Consider the following 18,903-nt stretch of genomic DNA (forward strand, 5'->3'; position numbering starts at 1 on the left):
CGGCCATGGCTGCCCACTGCCTGACACGTGCTTTCAGCTCCGCCGCCATGTCATCCGCCCCAGGTATCGGATAGGATGAAGCCGTGCGGGAACGGGTCCGTCGGATCAAGTCCGATCTGGGTCATCGCGTAAATCCAGCATTGGCCGGAGATCCGGTTGCGGGTCGCCGGCACGTCTCCGACCATGGTTTCCTCCAGGAACTCCGTCACGAACTCGCCCCCGATGATCGACCGCGACACGATCCGGTCACCGGGCCGAACCGTGCCCGCGGCGTGGCGCATCGCCATGGTCGCGTTCGATCCGGTCCCGCAGGGGGATCGGTCGGCGCGCCCGGGGCGCAACGTGGTGCAGGTCCGCAGCACGCCATCGGGATCGGTCGAGTGGAACATCACGTAGGCGAGCCCGTCGAGCTCCGGCACGGTCGGGTGGCCGGCCGCGCACTCGGGCGCGATAAGATTGCGCAGGCGCACGCCCTTCGTGGCGATCTCGCGGGCATTCTCGGGCGTTAACGTCAGGCCAAGTTCCGCCGCATCCACAAGCGCATAGAACACGCCGCCGAAGCACAGGTCATAGGTGACCGTTCCCCATTCATCGGCCTCGATGGTCGCGCCCCGCGTTTTGACGAAGGAGGCCGGCATGTCGATGGCCACACTGGTGACCTTGCCGTCCGCACAGGCGCAGGTGGCGCGCACGAGCCCGGCCGCCGTGTCGAACGTGACCACCGTCTCCGGCTCGACCATGGCGATCATGCCGGTTTCGAGCATGGCCGTCGCCGCGCACATCGCGTTCGACCCGGACATGGCATGCGCTTGGTCCGGTTGCAGGATGATGAGGCCCACGTCGGCTTCGGGCACCGTCGCCGGCACCAGCAGGCAGAACGACCCCGCAGGCGCGGCGCGCGGTTCCGAGCAGAGAAACCGGCGCAGGCCGTCGTCAACGTGATTCAGGTGATGCAGCTTGGCGACCATCGTCTCGCCGGGGACGTTCAGGACGCCCCCGGTGATCACCCGGCCGATTTCCCCGGCGCAATGCACGTCGACGGTCTGGAGTGTTCGGGTCCAACGCATTTGCTCACTCCTTCAGATACCAGCCCCAGGGCTTGTGGCGATCCCAGGTGGTGATCTGCTTCACCTCGAGGTAGTTGTTGAACCCCCACTCACCCAGCTCGCGCCCGATGCCGGATTGCTTGTAACCGCCCCACGGCGCCTCGGTGAAGGTCGGCTGCGAGCAGTTGATCCAGACGATCCCGGCGCGGAAGGCGCGCGCCACCCGGTTCGCGCGTTCAAGGTCGCTCGACATCACCGCGGCGGCAAGGCCGAAGCGCGTGTCATTGGCAAGTCGCACCGCCTCTTCCTCGGTCCTGAAGGACTTCACGCAGACCACCGGGCCGAAGATCTCCTCGGTCCAGATCGTCGCGTCCTCGGGCATGTCGGCAAAGATCGTCGGCTCGACATAGCAGCCGCCCTCAAGGCCCTCGGGAACGCCACCGCCGGTCACGAGCCGCGCCTCCCGCTTGCCGGTTTCGATCCAGTTCAGGACCTTCTCGTGCTGCAACGGGCTGACCAGCGGACCGAGAAGCACGCCCTCTTCCAGCCCGTGCCCGATCTTGATCTTCTTTGCTTCCTCCACCAACCGCGCCATCAGCGGCTCATAGATGTCTTCCTCGATCAGCACGCGCGAGGTGGCCGAACAGACCTCGCCCTGGTTCCAGAAGATGCCGAAGAGGATCCACTCGACGGCTTCGTCGATGGGCGTGTCGGCGAAGACCACCAGCGGGGACTTGCCGCCAAGCTCCAGGCTCAGCGTCTTGATGTCCCTGGCCGCCGTGGCCATGATCCGCGAGCCGGTCGGAACGGACCCGGTGAAGGCCAGCTTGTCGACCATCGGGTGCTCGGTCAGCGGCGCGCCGGCGTCGAGGCCGAACCCGGTGACGATGTTCAGGCACCCCGCCGGCAGCCCTGCACGCTCGGCGATGCCGCCAAGCTCAAGCGCAGAAACCGGCGTCAACTCCGACGGTTTCAGGACCACCGTGCAACCCGCCGCCAATGCTGGCGCGACCTTCCAGGACGCCATCAAAAGCGGGAAGTTCCACGGGATGATCGCCCCCGCGACGCCAACCGGCTCTTTCACCGCCTTCGAGGTGAAACCCTCCATGCCCAGTACGACATCCTGCTCTGCCTCGGTGTCGAAGCGTTCGGCAAGATCGGCGTAGAAATGGAAGACACCGGCGGTATCCTCGATGTCCCAGACCGCCTCGGGCAGCGGCTTGCCGTTGTCCTGCACCTCGATGCGCGCGATCTCGTCGGTGCGCGCGGCGATCTCGTCGCCCATGCGCCGCAGGACGGCGGCGCGTTCGGCACCCGACATCCGCGGCCAGAGGCCTTCGTCGAAGGCCCGCCGCGCCGCTTTGACGGCCAGGTCGATATCCTCGGTGTTGCCCGCCGGGACGCGGTGGAACACCGAGCGGTCCGTGGGGTCGATCACGTCGAACATCTCGCCCGAGGCACAAGCGACGTAGGCGCCGTCTATGTAGAGCTGGTCCTTCATGCCTGTCTCACAATGCCCGCGTGACGCCGCCGTCGACCCGAAGGCTCTGGCCGGTGATGTAGCCGCTGTCTTCCGACAACAGGAATGCGGCAGCCTTGCCCTGTTCCTCGGCCTTCCCGAGCCTGCCAAGCGCCGACATGTCCGCGTATTTCTGCGGCAGGTCTAGACTGTCGGTAAAACCGGGCAGAAGGCAGTTCATGCGGATGTTCGATGGCCCGTAGCGGTCGGAATAAAGCTTGGTGAAGGCCGAAACGCCAGCGCGATAGACGCTCGAGGTCGGGAAGATCAGCGAGGGTTCGAGCGCGGAGAACGTCGTGATGTTCACGATCGACCCGCCGCCCTGTTTCTCCATGACCGGCGTGACGAGCTTGGCCATCCGGATGACCGGCTTGATCGTCATCTCGTTGGCCTTGTCCCAGTCCTCTTCCGGGATTTCGAGCAAGTCGCCCTTGGGCGGGCCGCCGACATGGATCAACACCGCGTCCACGCGGCCCCAGGTCTCCATCGTCAGATCGAAAATGCCCTGGATGTCCTCGGCATTCTCGGCCTTGCCACGGCGGGCAACCCCGCCCAGTTCCTCGGCGAGCTTTTCGCAGCTTTCGGACGGCGACATCAGCGCCAGCCTGTAGCCACGCCCATGCATTTCCCGCGCGGTGGCAGCACCCATGCCGCGGCCCCCGCCGACGATCAGACAAACCTTTTCGGTCATGTTTCGGCTCCTTTTCAGAAACGGTTGATTCGATAGGGATGGAGGTCGAGTTCCGGCCTCTCCCCGGTGACAAGCTGACCCATGAGCCGCGCGCAGGTGGCGGCATAGGTCAGTCCGAGATGTCCGTGCCCGGTCGCGTAGTAGACGCCGCGCGTCTTTCCGGACTCCGACATCACCGGCACCGTGTCGGGCAGCGCCGGACGATGGCCCATCCATTCGGTCGTGTCCTCGACGCTCAGGTTCGGCAGCGCCTCGCGGGCACGTTTTACGGTAATCTTTGCCCGGCGGTAATCCGGTGCCGCATCCAGCCCCGCCATCTCGACGGTGCCACCGACGCGGATACCTCCGGCGGTGGGCGTCACCATGAAGGCGCGCGCCGGCCAGATGATCGAATGGCGCATCGAGATGCCCGGTTTCGCGATCTGGGTGTGGTACCCGCGCTCGGTTTCGAGCGGGATCGGTTCCCCCAGTTTCTTCGAAAGCCGCGCCGTGTAGGCCCCGGCACAAAGCACGACCTCGTCCGCCCCAAGCCGCGTGCCGTCGTCGAGCAACACCGCGTCGATCCGGTCACTGCGCTCGAACCCGGTGACGTTGCCGCGCACGATCCTTCCGCCCAAGCCTTCGAACCGCTCGACCAGACGCGTGACGTAGCGATAGGGGTCCTTCAGCGAGCGGTTGTCCGGGAACAGAACCGCCTTGCCGATCCTGGTGGTGATCTCCGGCTCAAGGTCGCGGACAACATTCTGACCGAGGATTTCGTGCCGGAAACCGTAGCGTTCGAGGATCTCGATATGATCGCGGTCGGCACGGAACTCGGCCTCGTCGGTATAGAGCGAGAGGCACCCTTCCTGCGAAAGCTCGCTCTCCGCGCCAATCTCGCGCAGCAATGCCTCGGTGTCAGGCAGCGCGCGTTCACACAGCGCAGCCCCCTGCGCCTCCAGTTCGCGCAGTTTGCCCGGCCGGCTCGCCGCGAGGAACCGCAGGAACCAGGGCACGAGGCGCGGCATGGCCGCCGGGCGCACCCGGATCGGACCCTCCGGATCAAGCAGCCATCCGGGGATCTGACGCCAGACCGACGGGCGCGACGCCGGCATGAACTCGGTCACCGCGATCGAGGCCATGTTGCCGTAGGACGCGCCCCGTCCCGGCGCGTCGCGGTCCACCAGCGTCACCTGCCGCCCGCGCTTCTGAAGCTCGTGGGCGATAGCGGCGCCGATCACCCCGGCGCCAATAACAAGAGTTCTGCTGCCCGTATCCGTCACAGTGGCCCCGAAAGATGGATCTTCAGAAAATGCGGGACGGTCCTGCGACCGCCCCGGGCGGTAGAGTTACCAGTTAAGTATTGGATCCATGGCCTCTTGAAACGCCTTTTTCTCGTCGTCGGTCAGCGGACCGAGCGGCATCCGGCATTCGCCGACCGGGGTCCCCTGCAACTCGCAGCCGTATTTCAGCTTCTGGACGAACTTACCCGATTCCAGGATGTTCATCGCGTTGTAGAGCGTCGTCATCTGCTTTTTCGCCCTTTCCAGATCGCCGGCGCGATAGGTCCGGTCCAGGTCGCAGACGGCCTTGCCCATGCAGTTGGCCGGGCCGCAGATCCACGATTCGGCACCCCAGAACATGAAGTCGAGCGCGATGTCGTCCGAACCCGAGACAAGCTGGATGCGGTCCTTGTAACGCGTCGCGATACCGATGGCGCGTTGCAGCGATCCCGAGCTTTCCTTGATGCCGATGATCCGCGGATGATCGGCCAGCGCATCCAGAAGATCGTAGCTCAGCTCGATCCCGTCCTTGTCGGGGTAGGAGTAGAGCACGATGTTGATATCGACCGCGTCGAGCACCGCCTTGAAGTGCGTCTCGAGCTCGGCATCGGTCGGCTTGGTGTAGAAGGGCGTCGCCAGCAGGACGGCATCATAGCCGATCTCCTTGGCGCGGCGCGTGTTCTCGATCACGCCGGCGGTGTGAGGGGCGTTGGTGCCGGCGATCAGGGTCTCGCCCTCATTCGCGAAATCCTTGACGAAGGTCAGCACCTGCTCGCGCTCGGCATCGCTCATGAAGTTGTATTCGCCAGAGGAGCCACAGGGCACCCAGCCCGACACGCCGGCGGCGCGCAGGTTGTTCAGGTGGGTTTCGAAAGCCTCGAAGTCGATCTTGCCGTTCTGGTCGAAGGGCGTGACGAGTGCTGGCATGACGCCTTGCAGTTTCATGGGGGTCGTTCCTTTCTTGTGACAGACGCGAACCGTTCGCTGGATTGCGGATCAGTGACCCATCACCTGACCGATGAAGGTCCGGGTGCGTTCGTTTTGCGGGTTGGTGAAGAATTCTTCGGGCGGCGCTTCTTCCACGATCCGGCCTTCGGACATGAAGATCACACGATCGGCCACCTGCCGCGCAAAGCCCATCTCGTGGGTCACGCAGACCATGGTCATGCCTTCCTTCGCGAGGCCGACCATGACCTCCAGCACCTCCGAGATCATCTCGGGGTCAAGCGCAGAGGTCGGCTCGTCGAAGAGCATGATCTCTGGGTTCATGCACAGGGCGCGCGCGATGGCCACGCGCTGCTGCTGACCGCCCGAAAGCTCGCCGGGGAACTTGTGGGCCTGCTCGGGGATCTTCACCCGTTCGAGATAGCGCATCGCCACGTTCTCGGCCTCGGCACGCGCCGTCTTGCGCACGAGGATCGGCGCCAGCGTGCAGTTGTCCAGCACGCTCATGTGGGGAAACAGGTTGAAGTTCTGAAAGACCATGCCCGCCTCTCGACGGATCTCGTCGATATGATCGACGTTGTCGTCAAGACAGGTTCCCATCACCTCGATCGTGCCGGAGTGATGCTCCTCCAGGCGGTTTATGCACCGGATGAGCGTGGACTTGCCGGACCCGGAAGGGCCGCAGATGACGATCTTCTCGCCACGCGCGACGGTCAGGTCGATGTCCTGAAGGGCATGAAATTTGCCGTAATACTTGTGCATGCCGGCAATTCGGATGGCGGGATCAGACATGGCAGCCTCCATTAGCGGGTACCCACGCGCAGGCGGCGTTCGAGATATGCGCCGTAGCGAGAGAGCGAGAAGACGAAAACAAAGAAGATGAGGGCGACGAAGACATAGACCTCGATCGTGGCAAAGGACCATTCGCCCGTGCCCGACGCCGCACGCCCCGATGCAAGGATGTCGAAAAAGCCGATGATGGTGACCAGCGAGGTTTCCTTGAAGGTGATGACGACCTGGTTGATCGTCGGTGGCAGGGCATTGCGGAAAGCCTGCGGCAGGACGATGTAGCCGACCCGGTACCAGTACCTGAGACCAAGCGCCTTGGCGGCCTCCTCCTGTCCTGCCGGCAGCGACTGGATGCCGCCCCTGATGATCTCTGCCTGGTAGCAGGCAAAGAAGATCGCATACCCCACGATCACACGATAGAGTTGCTGGCCATTCATCCAATCCGGCGTCGCGAAGGGAAGAACGACCGCGAAGGCGAACATGATCGTCAGCAGCGGCAGCGACCGGATCGTGTCGATCAGGAACCCCATGGTGCGCGAGATCCACGGCAGCTCCGAGCGCCGCAAAAGCGCGAAGACGATCGACAGCGGCATACCAAGCAGCACGACGGCCGCGAAGATGAAGAGCGTCAGCGCCAACCCGCCCCAGTCGCGCTCGCTGACCAGTTCCAGGCCCAACATGCCGCCGCGCATCAGGATGTAGAAGGCGGCAAAGCCAACGACCCAGAGCAGCGCCAGGCGCAGGGCCGACCAGAACCAGGGCAGGCAGCTCAGGACCGTGGTGACGACGATGGCCAGACAGGCCAGCGCCGAGCGCCATTGTTCCTCGAAAGGGTAAAGCCCGAACAAGACGATCCGCCACCGCGCCGTGACCACGGCCCAGCAGGCCCCCTCGGACTGCACGCAGGCATCGCGGTTGGCAGGATCGAAATAGGCGTGCAGCACGGCCCATTCGAAGAACGACCATAGAAGCCACAGGGACACCGCGCCGAATGTGAGCGTGACGACCGTGTCGATCCGGGTCGCGAAATAACGGTCCTTCAGGACATTCGGCAGCGACTGGCGAGAAATCTCGGCGGGGGAACTGGCATTCATGGTATCACATCCTCAGCTGCGTGCCGCGGAGCGCGATCGCGTCGTTGACCCGGTTCAGCACCCAGGCAAGCGTGTAGTTGATGATCAGGAACCCGCCCATCAGGATGCCGATAAGCTCGAGCGTCTGGCCCGACTGGTTGATCGAGGTCGAAATCACCATGAAGAAGTCGGTAAAGCTGATGGCGATGCCGATTGTCGTCGCCTTGAACAGCCACACATACTGGTTGATCAGCGTCGGCATCACGATGCGGATGGCCAGCGGCAGCCGGATGCGCGAGAAGATCTGGAGCCCCGAAAGCCCCAGGGCGTGGCCGGCCTCCTTCATGCCCTTGGGCACCGCGTTGAAGCCCGAGCGGATGATTTCCGCGATGTAGGCCCCGCCGTAGATCGAGATTGCGATGACGCAGGCCATCAGCTCGGGCGAGACACGAATACCACCGTCGAAGTTGAGGCCCCGCGCCTCGGGCAGCGTCAGCAAAGGCGTATCCGGGATCCTGCCGAGCCAGAGCGTCACCACGCCAAGCGCCGCGACTATCGCCCACAGGATCCTCTTTTCGAAACGGACCCGAGCACGATCCGCCCGGGCCCAGCGCGTCTTGCCGGCCCAAAGAGCAACCGCGATGCCGGCCAGCAGGATCATGACAGCGACAAGTACCGACCCGCCCGACACGTTGAGGCCGGGGATGTAGATGCCACGCCCCGTGAGTGCGACAGAGCCCAGGATCGGCTCGACATTCCGGGGCGACGGAAGCGCCAGCAGGATCGCATACCAGAAGAAAAGCTGGAGGATGAGCGGGACGTTCCGGAAGATTTCCACGTATATCGCGCCGATCAGCTCGGCCATCCCGTTGCCGGAGGTCCGCATCACCCCGACGGCGATGCCTATCACCGTCGCGATTGGCAGGGACAAGGCCCCGAGAAATAGCGAGTTTAGCAGTCCGACAAGAATGGCCCGGGCATATGTCGACGACGTCGAGTAGTCGATCAGCGAAAAGCTGATCCGCCATCCGGTCGTACGCTCCAGGAATCCGAAGCCCGACGTCAACCCCTGCGCCGCAAGGTTGCTGCGGGCCGTCAGCACCATCAACAGAACCAGCAACACCAGCCCGCCGACAAAGAGCATCTGCACCAGCTTGTCGCGTATTCTTCTGTTCTTCAGGATTGCGGACATGCGCGCCTCCGGGAGAGCGATGGAATTTGGAGGTTGGGCAGGACCGGGGCATCGCGTGTCGCCCCGGCCCGTGGCTTTGCTGGTCTTCGATCAGTCGATGATCATCGGGTAGAACACGCCGCCATCGGTGTAGAGCGCGTTGATTCCGCGATCCAGACCATAGCGCGACCCCGCTCCGATATTGCGCTCGTAGAGCTCGGAGAAGTTTCCGACTTCCTTGATCATGTTGTAGGCCCAGTCATCGTCGAGCCCGAGACGCTCGCCATAGCCTGGCGAAACGCCGAGGAACTTGGCGACGGTTTCCGAGGGCGGATCGGCGCGAACGTCGTCCACGTTCTCCGAGGTGATCCCCTCCATCTCGGCGAACCACAGCGACGACAACATCCAGTTCTGAACGTCGAGCCAGTCGTCATCACCTTCGGGAACGACGATTCCTTCGGCTTCGAGCGCGATCACATCGGGCAGGATCGTGTGGTTCTCGGCCCCGTCCGGGGCATCGGCCCGCGAGGCGGCAAGGCTTGGCGCCCATTCCACCAGACCGTCGCAACGGCCTTCGAAGTAGGCGTTCCGCAGCTCGTCGCCGTTCTCGTAGGTCAGAAGCTCCGCGTCGATGTCCTTCGTTTCGAGATAGGTCGCGAGGGCGCGTTCTGTCGAGGTCCCCGCAGCGACACAGATCGTGCCGCCCGCCAGATCGGCAATCTGCTGCGCGCCAAGCTCTCCACGCGACATCGCCTGGAAGGCCCCGATGAAGTACGGGCGGCTGAAGGCGAGGTTCAACTCGGTATCGCGGCTCTGGGTCCAGCCCGAAACCTTGATCACCACGTCGATGTCACCGGACTGAAGCGCCGGCCAGCGCTGCGCCCACGAAATCGGAACGATTTCGAGATTGCCCTCGGAGGTTCCGAAAAGACCCGCGGCAAGCGCACGGCACAGGTCGATATCGACCCCTTTCCAGTTGCCCTGGTCGTCGACCTCGGCAAAGCCCTGGAACGATCCGTTGTGACCGGAACAGAGCAGCGAACCGCGCTCGAGGACGGTGCCAAGGCGGCTGTCCTCTGCAACCTGGGCAGAACCCGCCGTGGCGAACCCGGCGAGAAGTGTGGTGGCAAGCATTAAGTGCTTTTTCTGTTTCATCAGAGTCTCCCTGTCGACATACTGCATGCAAGATTTTTGTCGACACAGTGTCGACCTGTCAATAGATTTTGAGACCGGGGCGTGCTAAGTATGATGAGCGTGCAGAAAGCAGTTTGAGAAAAATGAGCAAAAATAATCCGGTAGTGGAAAAGCAGGCGCGCGGCAAAGGCGCACGATACGTCTACGAGGAACTTAAACGCGAGATCCTGACCCTCGAATTGCAACCGGGTGCGCCGCTCGACGAAACCACCATCTCGCACAGATTCGCGATGTCTCGCTCCCCGGTTCGCGAAGCACTTGTCCGGCTGTCCGCAGACGGTCTTGTGGAAATGCTGTCGAACCGATCGACCCTGGTGGCACCGATCGACCTCGTCGGTTTCCCGCGCTACGTGGAAGCGCTCGACTATCTTCAGCGCATTAACACCCGCCTCGCGGCGCGCAACCGCTCGGCGGCTGAAATCAAGGAAATGACCAGGCAGGCCCGAGCGTTCGACGCGGCCTGCGAGAAGAATGATTACCTTGCAATGTCCGCGACGAACCGGGATTTCCATATGAGCGTTGCGACGTCAGGAAAAAACCCTCACCTCGCCCGGGCCTATGAAAGATTGCTCGACGAGGGACGCCGCATGCTGCACATGCACTTCGACTTCATCCAGTCGTCATCCTCGGATCGGCTTCTGTCCACGGATCACTATGACATCGTGGAGGCGATCCATGCACAGGACGTGGCGGAAGCCGACCGGCTCGCACACGAACACACCCGGCAGTTCCACTCGCAGTTCATGGATTTCCTGCGCGCAAGATACGACGACGATTTCGATTTCGACGTCAGCGAGATGGCTCGATAGCCAGGGGGTGTGACCTGCACCCCGTTGGCACGTTGGGTGAAAATGAGAGCTTGCCGGCCTCGGTCTCATAGGTCTGGCCGTCGGTTCGGTCGCGCGCGCCGGGCCCGGAGCCCTCGTATTGCTCGATCGTCCGGCGCGCTCCTGTCGGGTCCGGTTCGGCTCACCTACTTCAGCAGCTCGGTCCAGAGCCTTGTATATATCTCCTGAACGTCCGGCGGGCAGGTTTGCATGAAGGCCCCCGCTTCGACGAATTCTTCAGAAATGACGATTTCCGGCGCATCTTTCATATCGTCGGGCAGGAAGGCTTCAGACCCCTTGATGCCGTTGGCATACCGCGCAAACTCCGAAATCAACGCGGCATTCTCCGGCTCCATGATGAAGTTCTGAAACAGCTTTGCGTTCTCGACATTCCTGGCGTCCTTCAGGACGGCGACGTTGTCCATCCACAATGGATAGCCTTCCTTCGGATAGCCGTAGACGATATCGGGGTTTTGCAGGCGCGCACGCATTGTTGCGCCGCTCCATCCGGTTCCCGCCGACACGTCACCTTTGACCACTTGCTCGATGGAATCGTACTCGATGGAGATCCATTTCGGCTTGGCCTCCTGCAATGTGTCGCGCACCTTTCTCAGCACCTCCATGTCGCCCGTACAAGGCTCGCCTCCGGCATAGGAGACCGCCATGTGCATCACGTCCGAGAGTTCCGGAATGACCGTCACCTTGCCGACCAGTTCCTCGGGCGGGTCAAGGAAGATGGCCGAGGTGTTGGGATCGCCGGAATAGACCGACGTGTTCACGAAAACCCCGGTCGAGCCCCATTGCCACGGGACGGAATAATGCCGCCCCGGATCGAAGGGCACGTCGATCCAGCGCGCATCGACATGCTCGAAATTCTCCATCTGATCGGGGCGCGTTTCCAGCAGCAGGCCTTCGTCGATCCAGATGTTCAGCACGCTCGATGACGTGACGACCATGTCCAGGCCATGACCGCCCTGGCGTACCTTCGCCAGGGCCGTGTCATTGGAATCGAAGTCCGTGAGGGTCACCTTCACGTCGAATTTCTGTTCGAACTTCTCAACGAGTTCGGGGTTGGTGTAATTGCCCCAGTTGAAGATGTTGAGCGTGCCGTCCGCCTGCGCCGATCCGCTGAAAGCCAGGATGGCGAGGCCCATTGCCGTCGTACCGATTTGCCAATTCATTGTCGTTGTTCCCTGTTGTTGTTTCTCTGTTAGGTCCGTTTCCTGCTGACGATGAAGAAGATCGTGACGATACCGACGGAGATCAGCAGGAACACCGTTGATATCGCGTTCATTTCAGGCGTTACGGCGCGCCTGAGCTGGCCAAGCATGTACGTCGGCAGCGTGTCCTGCCCGGCCGACTTGACGAATTCCGTGATCACCACGTCATCCAGCGAAATGACGAAGGCGAGCATCAGGCCGGCGAAGATCCCGGGCCAGAGAAGCGGCAGCGTCACCCAGCGAAAGGCCTTCCATGGCGTGGCATAGAGATCCGCCGCCGCTGACTCCAGCGTCAGGTCCGTCATCTCCAGTCGCGCCCGGATCGGCAGATAGGCAAAGGGAATGCAGAATGCGGCATGCGCCGCGATCAGATAGCCAAGTCCGGTATAGCCAGTGGCCAGCTTGATGCGCGAAAAGAAAATGAGCAACGCGACCGAGACGACGATCTCGGGCACCATCAATGGCATGTTGATGAAGGCGTATTTGGCGTTCAGGCCGCGATAGCGACGGGTCCGGGTTGTCGCCAGCGCCGCCATCGTGGCCGCCGCGGTGGCGATGAAGGCCGCGCAGGTCGCGATGCGAAGCGAGCGCCACGACGCTTCCAGAACCTGCTCGTTGTTCCAGGCGGCAACGAACCAGCGCAACGAGAACCCTTCCCAGATGGCCACCGAAGAGCCGGAGTTGAATGCATAGACGACCAGTGCGGCGATCGGCAGGTAAAGCAGGAAGAAGCAGACCAGCGCGATGGTGGGAAAGCCGGATTGGTGCCGGACGTCGAAAGCCTGCCTTCTAGCCATGATTGTGTCCTCCGGTCCTGGCGGCGAAACGGACGTAGACCATCAGCGCCACCAGGACGATGGCCAGCAGGGTCATCGACAGCGCCGCCCCCAAGGGCCAGTTCCGGCCCTGTCCGAATTGCAGCTCGATCAGGTTGCCCATCATCAGGTTGCGGCCGCCGCCCAGAACGCGCGGCGTCACATAGGCGCCGAGTGTCGGGATGAAGACCAGGATCGAGCCCGCGATGATGCCGGGTTTGGTCAGCGGCACGATGACATGCCGCAGCACGCGCCAGCGGGTGGCATAAAGGTCGTATCCCGCCTCGACGAGCCGAAAGTCGATCTTCTCCATGCTGGCATAAAGCGGCAGCACCATCAGCGGGAAATAGACATAGGCCATACCCAGAAGGATGGCGAAATCGGTAAACATCATCTGGATCGGTTCGCCGATCAAACCGAGCTTGATGAACAGGTTGTTGACGATGCCTTCGTTACGGATGAGTTCCTGGATCGCGAAGGTGCGGATCAGCAGGTTGGTCCAGAACGGAATGGTGATCAGGAACAGCCAGATTTCCCGCGTGCGGGCTGATCGCGTCGCGATGAAATAGGCGGTGGGAAAGCCCAGCAGCAAGGCAATGAGCGTGGTCAGAAACGACAGGCGCAAGGACCGCCAGAAGATGGACATGTGCGCATCGGCCAGCGACAGCGTATTGTCGAATATGTCGCGCTTCAGAAAGACCGAGATCCACGCATCGGGCGAGAACTCCCAGATCACATCCCCATAGGCGCCAGGTGTCAGGAAGGAATAAACGAACACGACGGCCAGCGGGCCGATGGAGGCCAGCGCAATGATGAACAGCGCAGGCGACGCCAGAAGCCATCTGCTGCGGATATCGCGTAACTCCGACCGTCTGGCGATTTCGCCGGCATGTGCCATGATGCGTCAATCCTTCAATATCTGTGCCGCGCCATCGTCGATCCTGATGCCGACGGCGGCGCCCCTTTGCGGTGCGTCGCCCGCGCTGCGGTTGTTCTGGCGCCGCACGATGAAGCGCCCCTGATTCAGGGCGACGTGGAAATGCGTGTCGGTGCCGAAATAGACCACATCCTCAAGCCGTCCGGTCAGATGCGCGTCGGCGTGCGCGTCGACCAGTTCGGCATGTTCGGGGCGCACCACGAGGCTGACCTGCCCGGCAGGCTCGAACCCTTCGGCAACGCGCGCCGGGATGCGCGTTTCTTCGGACAAGGCCACCTCGGCCGTGCCGCCGGCACAGGACAGCACTCGGGCCGTCAAGAAGTTGCTCTCGCCGATGAAATCGGCGACGAAACGCTCCGCCGGCCGGTCGTATATCTCGCGCGGGGCACCGATTTGCAGGATGCGGCCCGCCGACATGACGGCGATGCGATCCGCCATCGTCAGCGCCTCTTCCTGGTCGTGGGTCACGAAGATGAAGGTGATCCCGGTCTCGTGCTGCAAGCGCTTCAACTCGATCTGCATGTCCTTGCGCAGCTTGAAATCCAGCGCGGACAGCGGCTCGTCCAGCAATAGAACCTTCGGCTGCGGGGCCAACGCGCGTGCCAGCGCCACGCGCTGCTGCTGGCCGCCCGAAAGCTGCGCCGTGCGCCGGTGCTTCAATGCATCCAGCTTGACCAGCCGCAGCACCTTTTCGACGCTGTCGCGTATCTCAGCCTTGCGCCACCCCAGCATCTTCAGTCCGAAGCCGATATTCTCGCTGACCGTCATGTGCGGAAACAGCGCGTAGTTCTGAAACACCGTGTTGACCGGCCGCCTATGGGGCGGCAGCGTGGCGATGTCGCGGCCGTGCAGCCGGATTTCGCCCGTGCTGGGATAGCTGAATCCCGCGATCAGCCGAAGCAGCGTGGTCTTGCCGCAGCCCGAAGGCCCAAGCAGCGTGAAAAACTCGTTCTCCCTGATCGCGACCGCGATATCGTCAAGCGCCTTGAATGCGCTGTCGCCGGACCCGTAGATCTTGCTGACGTTGCGCACGTCGATCGCAAACTCCTCTTTCACCGGACCGGACATGACGATCTCCTCTGCCAGGGCGCCAACGCGCGTGCTTTCGGCCCGAAAGCGCAAGGTTCCGTACCGCCCGCCTCAGGACAGGCCATAAATCTCGGCCGCGTCTTCCGCGGTCAGCAGACCGTGGGCAATCTCGCGCTCAAGGACCTGGCGGTCGCGTTTCCTGGGGTCACCGAAGCCGCCTCCGCCGGCGGTCTCGATGACCAGCCGGTCGCCCTTGATCAATTCGGTATTTCCCTTCGAGGGCAGGCTGATGCATTTGCCGTCACGCTCCACCGTGAACTGGGAATGCTGCCCGCTCTGGCCGTCGAACAGCCCCCAGGGCGCGACCTTGAACCTGTCCGAGTAGGAGTTGAACGTGACGCCATCCGCCAGGATGCGATAGACCCGACGCGCCCCAAGACCACCGCGGCGCTCCCCTGCGCCGGCCGATCCGCGCCGCAGCGCGTATTCCTCGACCCGCATGAAGGGATAATCGGTTTCCAGCGACTCCACCGGCACGTTCGAGCAGTTGCCGACATATCCGTCCACGACATCGGCACCATCCGCACCCGCCGACGCGCCCCAGCCGCCGCCGACGACTTCCATGTAGACGCGATACCCGTCGGGCGACATGTGGCCCATCCCGATTGCGTTGGTCGTGTCGTGCCCCGACGCCAGAACCTGGGTCGGCACCACGTCGGACATGGCCAGCATGATGGAGTTATAGACACGGTGACAGGCGTTGTTCCGGGCCCGCACGGCACGCGGTTCGCTGGGATTCAGGAAACTGCCATAGGGCACGTTGATCGAGCGGATCGGACGATAAAGCCCGTCGTTGACCGGGATGCGCCCGCCGCCCAGCAGGATGCCGATCGCGCCGAACGCGGCAGAAACGGTCGCCGCCAGCGGCGAGTTGATGATGCCCTTGGTCTGCGGCGCGCTGCCCTCGAAATCCAGCTCCAGCGAGTCGCCGTCGACCTTGATCTTGACGGCCACGCGCAGCCGCTCCGGGGTAAAGCCGTTGTCGTCGACGAAATCCTCGGCCTCGTAGGTGCCGTCGGGGATCGCGCTGATCGCTTCCCGGGCCAGACGCTCGGAATAGTCCTGCAATTCGGCGGCACCGGCCAGGACCGTCTCTTCGCCGAAGCGTTCGAGCATCTCGATGAAGCGCGCTTCGCCCGTCCGGTTGGCAGAGAACTGGGCGTATATGTCGCCCATCACCTCGTTGGGCGGGCGCACGTTGATGCGGATGAACTGCTCCAAAAGGCCATCGCCCATGTCGCGCTGCACGTTGAAGCGCGACAGTGGAATCCGCAGCCCCTCGGAGTAGACGTCATTGGCCGAGGCATTGGGTCCCGCCGCGCCGCCGCCGGTGTCGATGTGGTGCCCCAGCGAGGCACTGAAGGCGACCAGCCTGTCGCGATAGAACACCGGCGTGAACAGGATGATGTCATTCAGGTGCTGGGCACCGCTGTAGGGATCGTTGGTGATCAGCCCTTCGTCGGGCTGGATCGTCGACAGGTCGAACTTGTTGGCGAAGGCCTCGAAAACCTTGCCGAACGAATTCATGTGGATCGGACAGAACTGCGCCTGCGCGATGATCCGGCCATTGCGATCCAGAAACGAGGTCGAACAATCGCGCGCTTCGCGGATGATCGTCGAATAGGCGGACCGGACAAGCTTTTCGCCCATTTCCTGCGCGATGCCGTGCAGCCCGTTGCTGATGATGTTGAAGGTGGCTGGCGAAAGTTTCTCGGACATCTGATTAGGCCTCGCTGGTCAGGATAAGGGCGCCGGTGCGGTCGACCGTGGCGGTCCAGCCCGGCGGTACCAGTGTCGTCGCCGTCGGCTCTTCGATGACGGCGGCGCCGGTGATCTCGGTGCCCGGCACCAGGTCTCCGCGCCAGTAATAGCTGCAAGAGACCGCCGCACCGCCAAAGGTGATCTCTCCGGTATCCGCGGGCTGCGGGTCGGCGGTCGGGTCGATCGGCCGTGTCAGCGACGACATGACTTCGCTTTCCGTGGCGACCGAGGCCGTCAGCCGGAACGTCACGATCTCGACCTCACCCATCGCGGAAACCGCGCCATAGCGGGTCTCGTGCGTGGATTTGAACAGGCCCAGAACATAATCCTTGCCCTCGCGTTCCAGCCGATCCAGATCGACATCCGACAGCAGTTCATATCCCTGCCCCTTGAAACGCATCTCAAGCTCGTACTCGAAGGCGATGTCCTCGGGCGTGCCGCCGAACTCTGCGAACTCGGCCTCGGCCTGTTTGCGGATGCGCTCGAACGCTCCGCGCACGTCGTCGGCCACGCTGTCGCTGACGGGCATCAGCTTCGTCTCGCGGTAGATCCGCTTAAGGTCCGCGACCAGAAGCCCGAGGGCCGAGAACAGGCCCGGATAGGGCGGGACCACGACGCGATCGACCTTCAACTCGGTGGCAGCGAGCGCCCCGATCATCGGGCCCATGCCGCCATAGGCGTAGATTGCGTATCCCTTGGGATCATGCCCGCGCTGCACCGACACCAGGCGGATGCCCTGGCTGACATGGGCCACGCTGATGTCGATCATCGCCTGGGCCATCGCGTCGGGCGTCTCGCCGCTGTCTGCGCCAAGCGCCTTCAGGGCTTCCGTCGCCTTCTCGGGCTCCAATGTCATGCGGCCGCCCAGGAAGCGCTGCGGCCGGATCCAGCCCAGTTGCACCAGCGCATCGGTCAGCGCCGGGTCGGTGCCGCCATGGCCGTAACAGGCCGGTCCGGGACGTGCACCCGCCGAGCGCGGCCCGACCTGGAGCATTCCGCCCGCGTCGATCCATCCCAGGCTGCCGCCGCCCGCACCGATATTCGCGATGTCGATGCTGGGCAGGCCCACGGGCAATCCGTCCACCTCGGTTTCCGAGGTAATGCCGGGCGCACCATCCGCGATCAGGCAGATATCGGCGCTTGTTCCACCCACGTCCAACGTGATGACATTGTCATCGCCGATCGCCTCGGCCATCCGCACGGCCCCGATCACACCCGCGGCCGGGCCGGAATTCAGCATTTCCACCCCGCGCCCGTGCGAGCCGCTGCTGGGCAGAACACCCCCCGACGACTGCATGACGAACAGGTTGCATCCCGGCGTCCCGGCATCGAGATGCTGCTCCAGCCGCTCCAGGTACCGCCCAACCAGCGGCACGAGGTAGGCCGCCATGGTGGTGGTCGACGCCCGCTCGTATTCCCGGAACGTGGGCAACACATCCGACGACAGGACAACGGGAAGGTCCGGCCGACGCTCGGCGACGATCTCGCGAATGCGCTGTTCGTGCTGCGGGTTGCGGTAGGCGTGCAGCAAACAGATCGCCAGCGCCTCGGGTTTCTCCTTTTCCAGCAGCAGCTCCAGCGTCTCGATCAACGCTGCCTCGTCCAGCGGGGTGACAACCTCTCCGCCGGCATCCACCCGCTCGCGCGCCCCGACACTCAGGTTGAGCGGCACCAGCGGTTCGGGCTTGTGGCAGGCAATCGCATAGACGTTGGGGCGCAGCTGCCGCTGAAGCTGCAGAAGGTCCTGAAACCCTTCGGTCGTCAGCAGCGCAGTCCGGCAGCCCTTGCGCTCGATGACCGCGTTCGTCGCGACGGTCGAGCCGTGAAACAGCCGATCCAGTCCAGACAGATCCTCGTCCAGCGCCGAGTTCAGGCCGTCCAGCACCCCGATAGAGGCGTCATGCGGTGTGGAGGGCACCTTGTGGCTGTGTACGACACCACCTTCGATCCAGATGAGATCCGTAAACGTACCACCAACCTCGATTGCCATTTTTACCATGTTTTCCGTCCTGTATGCCGCGTTGGCGGCAGAATGCATTTGTCCTGTGTCGCGACACGGATGCATCGCGCCTTGCGTGCTCCGCACGCCGATGGTCGATCCATGATCGGTATGCTCCCTCCCAGCCCCGGAACGGCGCAGCGGCCGGCAATTCCGGTCGGATTGCAGGACGGGCCAGCGCCCCCCTGTCCGATCTGTATGGGAAAAAGGTTATTGGTTAATCATTTTGATGCAAGATAATAAAATTGACTATTTATGTTAGTGTATTTAACGAAAATCGAAGGTCATGTGGACTTCCCAAGGAACAGGACTGGAACGCGGCCCTAGAGACCGCGTTGTTGCTTCGCGATTCCAGGAATTAAGTTCGCATTTCTCGAGAAGTTTATTGATTTGCGTCAACATTGTTGGCGGCGGTACCTTGCGAAAGGCACGACGACCGCGCAGCCCCGCACGTTCCCGTCGCCGCCGACCTGCGCCACAGATCTGCGCCGGATGCCGCGCGCAGATCAATAATGCTCGTCAGACGGAGGGAGCGATGCACCGAGCCAGCTTTCATATCGACCGC

General features: G+C 63.0%; 16 protein-coding genes. 1 reads left to right on the top strand and 15 read right to left on the bottom strand.

The features are described from left to right. Positions 1-50: 50 nt before the first annotated feature. The 9 genes from KUV49_RS01260 to KUV49_RS01300 form a co-directional block, all read right to left on the bottom strand. Positions 51-1,067, bottom strand: coding sequence for a proline racemase family protein (locus tag KUV49_RS01260; RefSeq protein WP_222451255.1), 1,017 nt, complete (start codon positions 1,065-1,067; stop codon positions 51-53). Between the two features lie 4 nt (positions 1,068-1,071). Beyond that, the gene (locus KUV49_RS01265) at positions 1,072-2,547 is read right to left on the bottom strand and encodes an aldehyde dehydrogenase family protein (RefSeq protein WP_222451256.1); all 1,476 of its coding nucleotides are present in this window, start codon (positions 2,545-2,547) and stop codon (positions 1,072-1,074) included. A gap of 7 nt (positions 2,548-2,554) precedes the next feature. After that, positions 2,555-3,256: an SDR family oxidoreductase gene (locus KUV49_RS01270; protein WP_222451257.1), complete on the bottom strand. Its 702-nt coding sequence runs from the start codon at positions 3,254-3,256 to the stop codon at positions 2,555-2,557. 14 nt (positions 3,257-3,270) lie between these two features. After that, the gene (locus tag KUV49_RS01275; RefSeq protein WP_222451258.1) at positions 3,271-4,518 is read right to left on the bottom strand and encodes an NAD(P)/FAD-dependent oxidoreductase; all 1,248 of its coding nucleotides are present in this window, start codon (positions 4,516-4,518) and stop codon (positions 3,271-3,273) included. Positions 4,519-4,584: 66 nt separating this feature from the next. Then, on the bottom strand, positions 4,585-5,463 hold the full coding sequence (locus KUV49_RS01280; protein WP_222451259.1) for a dihydrodipicolinate synthase family protein: 879 nt from the start codon (positions 5,461-5,463) through the stop codon (positions 4,585-4,587). A gap of 51 nt (positions 5,464-5,514) precedes the next feature. Further along, positions 5,515-6,255: an amino acid ABC transporter ATP-binding protein gene (locus KUV49_RS01285; RefSeq protein ID WP_222451260.1), complete on the bottom strand. Its 741-nt coding sequence runs from the start codon at positions 6,253-6,255 to the stop codon at positions 5,515-5,517. An 11-nt stretch (positions 6,256-6,266) separates the two neighbouring features. Further along, positions 6,267-7,346, bottom strand: a complete 1,080-nt coding sequence (locus KUV49_RS01290; protein WP_222451261.1) for an amino acid ABC transporter permease — start codon at positions 7,344-7,346, stop codon at positions 6,267-6,269. Positions 7,347-7,350: 4 nt separating this feature from the next. Further along, positions 7,351-8,517, bottom strand: coding sequence for an amino acid ABC transporter permease (locus tag KUV49_RS01295; RefSeq protein ID WP_222451262.1), 1,167 nt, complete (start codon positions 8,515-8,517; stop codon positions 7,351-7,353). A 90-nt stretch (positions 8,518-8,607) separates the two neighbouring features. After that, complete coding sequence (locus KUV49_RS01300; protein WP_222451263.1) at positions 8,608-9,651, bottom strand: transporter substrate-binding domain-containing protein; 1,044 nt, start codon at positions 9,649-9,651, stop codon at positions 8,608-8,610. Between the two features lie 122 nt (positions 9,652-9,773). On the opposite strand from KUV49_RS01300, the gene KUV49_RS01305 reads away from it, so the two are divergent. Further along, positions 9,774-10,499, top strand: coding sequence for a GntR family transcriptional regulator (locus tag KUV49_RS01305; protein WP_222451264.1), 726 nt, complete (start codon positions 9,774-9,776; stop codon positions 10,497-10,499). A 164-nt stretch (positions 10,500-10,663) separates the two neighbouring features. On the opposite strand, the gene KUV49_RS01310 is transcribed toward KUV49_RS01305, so the two are convergent. The 6 genes from KUV49_RS01310 to KUV49_RS01335 form a co-directional block, all read right to left on the bottom strand. Continuing rightward, complete coding sequence (locus tag KUV49_RS01310) at positions 10,664-11,698, bottom strand: extracellular solute-binding protein (protein WP_222451265.1); 1,035 nt, start codon at positions 11,696-11,698, stop codon at positions 10,664-10,666. A gap of 29 nt (positions 11,699-11,727) precedes the next feature. Continuing rightward, complete coding sequence (locus tag KUV49_RS01315) at positions 11,728-12,534, bottom strand: ABC transporter permease (RefSeq protein ID WP_222451266.1); 807 nt, start codon at positions 12,532-12,534, stop codon at positions 11,728-11,730. Then, positions 12,527-13,450, bottom strand: a complete 924-nt coding sequence (locus KUV49_RS01320; protein ID WP_222451267.1) for an ABC transporter permease — start codon at positions 13,448-13,450, stop codon at positions 12,527-12,529. The genes KUV49_RS01315 and KUV49_RS01320 overlap by 8 nt, the downstream gene beginning before the upstream one ends. Positions 13,451-13,456: 6 nt before the next feature. Next, complete coding sequence (locus KUV49_RS01325; RefSeq protein WP_222451268.1) at positions 13,457-14,557, bottom strand: ABC transporter ATP-binding protein; 1,101 nt, start codon at positions 14,555-14,557, stop codon at positions 13,457-13,459. A 72-nt stretch (positions 14,558-14,629) separates the two neighbouring features. Continuing rightward, positions 14,630-16,297 carry a hydantoinase B/oxoprolinase family protein gene (locus KUV49_RS01330; protein WP_222451269.1) on the bottom strand — a complete coding sequence of 556 codons (1,668 nt, stop codon included), beginning with the start codon at positions 16,295-16,297 and terminating at the stop codon, positions 14,630-14,632. 4 nt (positions 16,298-16,301) lie between these two features. Continuing rightward, the gene (locus tag KUV49_RS01335) at positions 16,302-18,338 is read right to left on the bottom strand and encodes a hydantoinase/oxoprolinase family protein (RefSeq protein WP_222451270.1); all 2,037 of its coding nucleotides are present in this window, start codon (positions 18,336-18,338) and stop codon (positions 16,302-16,304) included. Positions 18,339-18,903: the final 565 nt, after the last annotated feature.

The sequence above is a fragment of the Roseovarius atlanticus genome (assembly GCF_019802205.1).
Lineage (GTDB): Bacteria > Pseudomonadota > Alphaproteobacteria > Rhodobacterales > Rhodobacteraceae > Roseovarius > Roseovarius atlanticus_A.